Genomic DNA, 5,589 nt, shown 5'->3' on the forward strand with positions numbered 1-5,589 from the left:
GGGTTGGATGAACTCCGTACTCCTGAGCGATCTCGTTAATCGTCTTCAGGCCCTTGACCGCTGCCAAGGCAACCTTGGCTTTTTGCGCTCCTGTAAAAATCTTTCGTTTACTTTCGCTCATTATCGACCTCTCTTTTCATCACAGGCTATAGTTTAAACCATTGTCCGGATTTCGGGATCCACTATACATTCGCTCAGCTCGAACGGCGGCAGTCGATAAGTAGGTGCTTTTTCCAGCTTCTCCAGTCCGGAGACGATAATTTTAGCTGGTCGCAAGGCGCGGCTGATACTCAGAAATACCAGCAAACAAACAGCCAAAACGGTCATGGCAGACAGTCTCAGCAAGCCGCAAATATTTACCCAAGCCTGGGCTATTTCCATCTCGGCACTGGGAGTAACCGTCAGTAAGCCAAAAATCTGATCCTTAAACACTATCGGTCGCGTTAGCACTAAACCGGGATTTAATAGCTGACGGTAAAAGCTCTCGAAACCAGTAGGGTAGTTATGAACAGGTAGTTTGGTGCCATTACAAAGACTGCGTGTTGCACTGTCTGTTGCTACGAAGCTAACACAAATTCCGGGTACGCTGCCGGTCTGTTTCCAAAGATCAAAATCCGGAAACAGATTAGCTTGGCCGAAGCCGCCATTGATGCGCAAAAGCTGTAACTCTAGCTGTTTGACCAGTGATTCGGCAGTGAGCTGTGTAGCCTGCCTGGCTTGCTGGTTACTGTGATACAGCACATAGGCGGTGGTGGCAAGCAGGCACAATAGCGCAACCAGTATGATGCGTGACAATAAATGGATTTGTAGGTTCATGGTAAACCGAATAAGCCTGCGGTGGCCTACATTATAAGAGGCGCTAAACAGCTTTAATAGCCGAATGCTTAAACGCGGGCAAATTGCCCGTACTCTGCGGGCAAATATCGGCTTACCTCAGACGTTCAATTGCATACACTATCAGCCGTCGACATTCACGGCAATCTCACTTTTGGAGGATAGATCATGATTGAACAAATAAACGTTACCAAAAACCTTACCGTAAATGCCGATCAGGCTTGGGCGGCAATCAGTAGTATCGGCGGGCTTGAGCGCTGGTTTCCGATAATTGCCGACTGCTCTGTACTTGGTGCCGGAGTAGGCGCATCTCGCTTCCTGACCTTGGTGGATGGCGGAAAAATAACAGATCGCATTGATACCATTGATCATCAGCAACGAAGCTTGCGCTACAACAGAATCGAATCGCAATTTCCGGTGCAAAGCTATCTGGGTACGGTAAACATCAGCAAGGTCCATGACAATAGCGCCAAACTGTCCTGGATCGTAGCAATCGATGTGCAGGAAGAGCAGCGTGAGGCTATGGTCGAATTGATACGCCGTGCGATTACCGACGGTGTCGATGGCCTGGAGCAGGATTTACAACAAAGAAATATTGTTTGATAACCAATTTGAGGATCGCGCCATGAACATGCTTAAAACGACTGGAATAATACTGACAATGGGATTTCTGTTGTTAGGCAACGCCGAGGCTGCGCCGCGCATAGCCATCTTGAATTTTGAACTGAACGATATTACCTCCCTGCCCAACACGCCTCAGGAACAGCTGCGCACTGCATCCATGCAACCGTTGCTGGAGCAGGCACTCAACCAGTCAGGCGAGTATGAAATCATACACATCAAGCCTGAGGATCAACTAACCGCCAATTCCAGCTTCGGCTATCTGTTTCGCTTTAATGATCTTGCGGCCAAACTCGGTGAGCAACAAGGTACTGATTGGATAGTCGTTAGTCAGCACAGTAAACCCAGCTTTCTGTTTTCCTATCTGATGGCGCATGTGATCAATGTAAAAACCCAAACTCTGGCTGCAAGCTATGCTATCGAACTTAAGGGCAACCATGAAAAGGTCACCCAACGAGGCGTTAGTTCGCTTGCCAATAAAATTCACGCCCTGATTGACCAGTAATCCGAGCAGCGCTGCTTTGATCGCTGCCGAGGTTTTGTTACTGGTATTCAGTTTGGTTATGGCATTATTGATATGAAAAATAACAGTGCGCTTAGAAATAGTAAGAATACATAAGATCTGATTAGCCGTTTTGCTATCGGCAGTCCAGCGTAGCACCGCTATCTAGCGGTTTGACAAAAGGGTATTAACTTCCTGCATTAACCTCGGCGTCAGATAATGCGATATATTTAAATATGCTGATTAGCTGACCCTAGGCAGTGTTTCATTAGTTATGCTGAAACAGGACATCTGCCCATTGACAATAATCCTGTTGAAAACGTCATCCGCCCCATCGCCCTAGGAAAAAAGAACTGGTTGTTTGCCGGCTCAGAACCTGCAGGGCAGATAGCTGCTGCTGTTCAGAGTTTATTGGGCACCGCGAAACTGAATGGATTAAACCCTGAGGCGTGGCTAAAAGATACCTTGGAAAAACTGCCAACCTGGTCCAATAGTCGTATTAATGAATTATTACCATTTCCTGCTGTGTCGGTGGAGGTTAATTCACAGAATGAAATTTAGGTGTAGACGGTCGCGCTGGACGCTTACGTCCAAAAATATGGCGGGAGATTTAATCCGCCCGGTTGTGCGGCACTTTATTTATCGCTTGATCCGACTACAGCTTGGATGGAAGCGCAGCAAGGATTTTCTTTTAAGCGACAACCAATGACGTTAGTTGCTTATGAAATTGATTGCGCGAAAATAGCCGACCTTAATGATGAACAGCAGTTGGCCAATATGGGTAGTTCGTCACAAGAATTGGGTTGCTCTTGGGAAGATTTAGCGACTCAACAGCTTGAACCGCCGACATGGCGATTAGCCGAACGATTACGCGCCTTTGAGATTGCAGGGATATTGGTGCGTAGTTTTGCACCCGGTTGCACCGCTAAAAACCAAAAACTGGTTTTATGGCAATGGTCTGCTTCAGCACCGAATGCGGTTCGGGTAGTTGATGACTTTGGCCGACTTTCTAAAACCACTGAATCATGGGACGGGCAATAAATCAAACTGTTGATAATCACTACCAAGGGTGTAAGAAATTGTGAATAAAGGGTTTTTTTCTAGAAACTTAAATCAGAAATGGATCAAAATTATGTTACTAAAAACATTCTCCCACTTAATTGATAGCCTATTATTGTCAGATTGACGATTGCGAATTATCTCAATGTTTATTTTTCTCGGTTAGTTCAAGAAGGTATTTTTCCCATGTCAATAGAGCCTTTCTTTTTTCTTGTAGGTAATCATATCTATCGTAATGCTTGGAACTCACATCGTTAAGCGCATGGTTCTGTATCCGATCCCGAATGCTTTTTTCAATACCAATTTCTCCCATTCTAGTTTTTACGGTTCGTCGCAGGTCTCTTGGAGAGAATTCTTGCACACTTTCAATTCGTGATATGGCATGACCTAAAGAGGTTTTGTGGATTGGTTTTTCTTCGTTATATCTGCCGGGAAAAAGATATTTAGAATTCCCGGAATATATCCACAGCCTATCAAGCAATTCCTTGGCATGAGGAGTTATAGGCAAAATAAGCCAACGTTCATTTTTGACTCGCTCAGGAGGTACGCTCCAAATCATCGAGTCGAAATCAAACTCTTGTTTTAATGCACCGCACAATTCCGTGGGACGGCAACCATAGATAACGAGTAGTTTAGTGGCTAAGTGAAATTGCTCATGTATGGTAGTGTCATGCCATATTTGTTTGATTTCTGGAAATGATAAGTTTCTTTCTCCGACTACTTCTGCACCGGTATCTTTGGGAATGGCATCAACAGGGTTTACTGTAATTTGAAAGGTAAAATCATTGGATAAATTCTTCGGGTCGTTATCGTGATAGACACCCAACTCAAAAGCTCTATGTAAATATGAACGTATTCGGTTAGCTTGAACTTTTGAACCACGAGAAATAATTGTGTACAGTATTTTTCTAATGTGTGTGGGCGAAATATCCTTGGCCTGTAGGTGCAAAATATCCTTGCAGTTATAGTTGAGGTCTGCGTTGACTTTTCCCCACGTTCTTTTGCCATTGCTGACCATGTGTTTGATATAGTATTCGAACAAATTGGCAACGCTGCCATGTTTTTGCACAATCTTTGATTGCGGATCTTGGCCTAGATCAATTTGGCATCTTATTTCTCGACATTTAGCTCGAGCATCTGACAGAGACACGGATGGATATCGACCCAGGCTATAAAACTTTTGTTTCCCATCAATACCTGCATATTGAATAAAAAAAGACATGCTACCTGCCGGAGTAACTTTTACGCCGAACCCTTTATCGTTTCCTTTTTCATAAAGTCGATAGGCGGATACTTTTGGTTTAAGTCCTTTAATCGATTTATCTGTAAGCATTATTTCGTGGTCACTTTATGGTCACTTGAGTTGTGCAACATAAGGTTGAAAATGGGAATAATAATAAACAAATATGAACAGCAAGGCCAATGAATTTGGGCATATAGATACATTTAATAATGTGTGTGAACATCTTTAAACACGATTCATATCGACTGTTAATCACTAGGTCGGCGGTTCGAGCCCGTCCGGGGGAGCCAAATAAATCAAGGGCTTAGAGTAAAATCTAAGCCCTTTTTTTTGCCTATTATTTTAAATTGTCCCAATTCTGTCCCATCCCAAAAAAAACACCCGCAACAACTGCCAACAATTCAGGCACAAAAAATCCGGTATGAATCACTATTTATAAAGCTATTGATCTCAATTAAATAAGTAACCGTTCAAAAGTTATTTAACATTTTTAGGGCGATTTTACTTTCAGGCGAAATTTACGGTATAAGATTTGCCTATATTAGCCAAAATTTCGAACAATGATTCCTTCAAATTTCGAAACGATTCATAGGCAGAAAAAGGCATCCATTCGTATTTAATTTTTCGCCATAGGATTTCAATAATATTAAGTTCAGGCGAATAAGGGGCAATATTAACTATGGTTAAACCTTGTTGTTGCCACCGCTCAATATTTTCTTGAAACTAGAAACTCTTATGAATTGAAGCATTGTCCATGACCAGCGCAGTCTGTCGTTGAAGTGTTGAGATAAAATGATCAATACTGGCCACAACAACAGCAGTGGTTACGGTGCCTTCAAATACGACGGAAGTAAACGAGCATTCTCGATTAACAAAACCTAATACATTAAGTCGCTTGCTTTTGGCGCAGGGGACTTCAATGGTTTTACCTCGTGGTTGCCAGGCGTATGGGACGCAAGGCTCCAAAGTAAAACCTGATTCATCAAAATAAAACAAATCAATTTCTTTTTGCTTGGATTGTTCGATAAGCGTGGCTAATTGCTGGCGAGACTGTTCAAATAAATGCGGATTACGTTTTGATCTCAATGATTTTCGAACCCGTTTCCAAGTTAGCTTTGCTCTTTTACAAATTCTCTTCAGTGTTGAAACGCTGGGACTAACGGCTAAATTTAGGCACGTAGTTAATTCAGCCAGTACTTTTTTTAATAGACATCTTTCCTAAATAATCGACATAGAATTTGGCCTTTATAAGGTTAAAATAGTGATCTACCTCTGAAAACACGGATAGCCATGACTCCTTATGCTCAATTACCAAGACACAAGCCTGAAG

Annotated in this window: 5 protein-coding genes and 4 pseudogenes; 4 read left to right on the forward strand and 5 right to left on the reverse strand. The window is 42.9% G+C overall.

The genetic code is table 11. The annotated features are described in order from the left end of the window. Together N7974_RS19915 and N7974_RS19920 are read right to left on the reverse strand one after the other, a co-directional pair. A pseudogene (locus N7974_RS19915) lies at positions 1 to 121 on the reverse strand (IS3-like element ISAfe17 family transposase); the annotation flags it as partial. Between the two features lie 32 nt (positions 122 to 153). Next, complete coding sequence (locus N7974_RS19920) at positions 154 to 816, reverse strand: hypothetical protein (RefSeq protein ID WP_262967284.1); 663 nt, start codon at positions 814 to 816, stop codon at positions 154 to 156. A 186-nt stretch (positions 817 to 1,002) separates the two neighbouring features. On the opposite strand from N7974_RS19920, the gene N7974_RS19925 reads away from it, so the two are divergent. Then, positions 1,003 to 1,437 carry an SRPBCC family protein gene (locus tag N7974_RS19925; RefSeq protein WP_262967285.1) on the forward strand — a complete coding sequence of 145 codons (435 nt, stop codon included), beginning with the start codon at positions 1,003 to 1,005 and terminating at the stop codon, positions 1,435 to 1,437. A 22-nt stretch (positions 1,438 to 1,459) separates the two neighbouring features. Then, entirely contained in the window at positions 1,460 to 1,960 is a 501-nt protein-coding gene (locus N7974_RS19930) for a DUF2380 domain-containing protein (protein ID WP_317451635.1), read from the forward strand. 27 nt (positions 1,961 to 1,987) lie between these two features. Here N7974_RS19930 and N7974_RS20860 read toward each other — a convergent pair. Next, positions 1,988 to 2,116 (reverse strand): annotated as a pseudogene (locus N7974_RS20860) (LuxR C-terminal-related transcriptional regulator); the annotation flags it as partial. A 114-nt stretch (positions 2,117 to 2,230) separates the two neighbouring features. On the opposite strand from N7974_RS20860, the pseudogene N7974_RS19935 reads away from it, so the two are divergent. Continuing rightward, positions 2,231 to 2,518 (forward strand): annotated as a pseudogene (locus tag N7974_RS19935) (transposase domain-containing protein); the annotation flags it as partial. A gap of 15 nt (positions 2,519 to 2,533) precedes the next feature. Next, positions 2,534 to 2,998: an RES family NAD+ phosphorylase gene (locus tag N7974_RS19940; RefSeq protein WP_262967289.1), complete on the forward strand. Its 465-nt coding sequence runs from the start codon at positions 2,534 to 2,536 to the stop codon at positions 2,996 to 2,998. Positions 2,999 to 3,158: 160 nt separating this feature from the next. Here N7974_RS19940 and N7974_RS19945 read toward each other — a convergent pair whose 3' ends face one another. Both N7974_RS19945 and N7974_RS19950 read right to left on the reverse strand, forming a co-directional pair. Next, a complete protein-coding gene (locus N7974_RS19945; RefSeq protein ID WP_262967286.1) occupies positions 3,159 to 4,349 on the reverse strand; it encodes a tyrosine-type recombinase/integrase in 1,191 nt (396 codons plus the stop codon). A gap of 417 nt (positions 4,350 to 4,766) precedes the next feature. Further along, positions 4,767 to 5,345 (reverse strand): annotated as a pseudogene (locus N7974_RS19950) (IS630 family transposase). Positions 5,346 to 5,589 lie beyond the last annotated feature (244 nt).

Source organism: Methylobacter psychrophilus (assembly GCF_025583945.1).
GTDB classification, from domain to species: domain Bacteria; phylum Pseudomonadota; class Gammaproteobacteria; order Methylococcales; family Methylomonadaceae; genus Methylobacter_C; species Methylobacter_C psychrophilus.

Coding starts and splice junctions, on each gene's coding strand:
- N7974_RS19920 (WP_262967284.1), bottom strand. CDS start 816: ATGAACCTACAAATCCATTTATTGTCACGCATCATACTGGTTGCGCTA.
- N7974_RS19925 (WP_262967285.1), top strand. CDS start 1,003: ATGATTGAACAAATAAACGTTACCAAAAACCTTACCGTAAATGCCGAT.
- N7974_RS19930 (WP_317451635.1), top strand. CDS start 1,460: ATGAACATGCTTAAAACGACTGGAATAATACTGACAATGGGATTTCTG.
- N7974_RS19945 (WP_262967286.1), bottom strand. CDS start 4,349: ATGCTTACAGATAAATCGATTAAAGGACTTAAACCAAAAGTATCCGCC.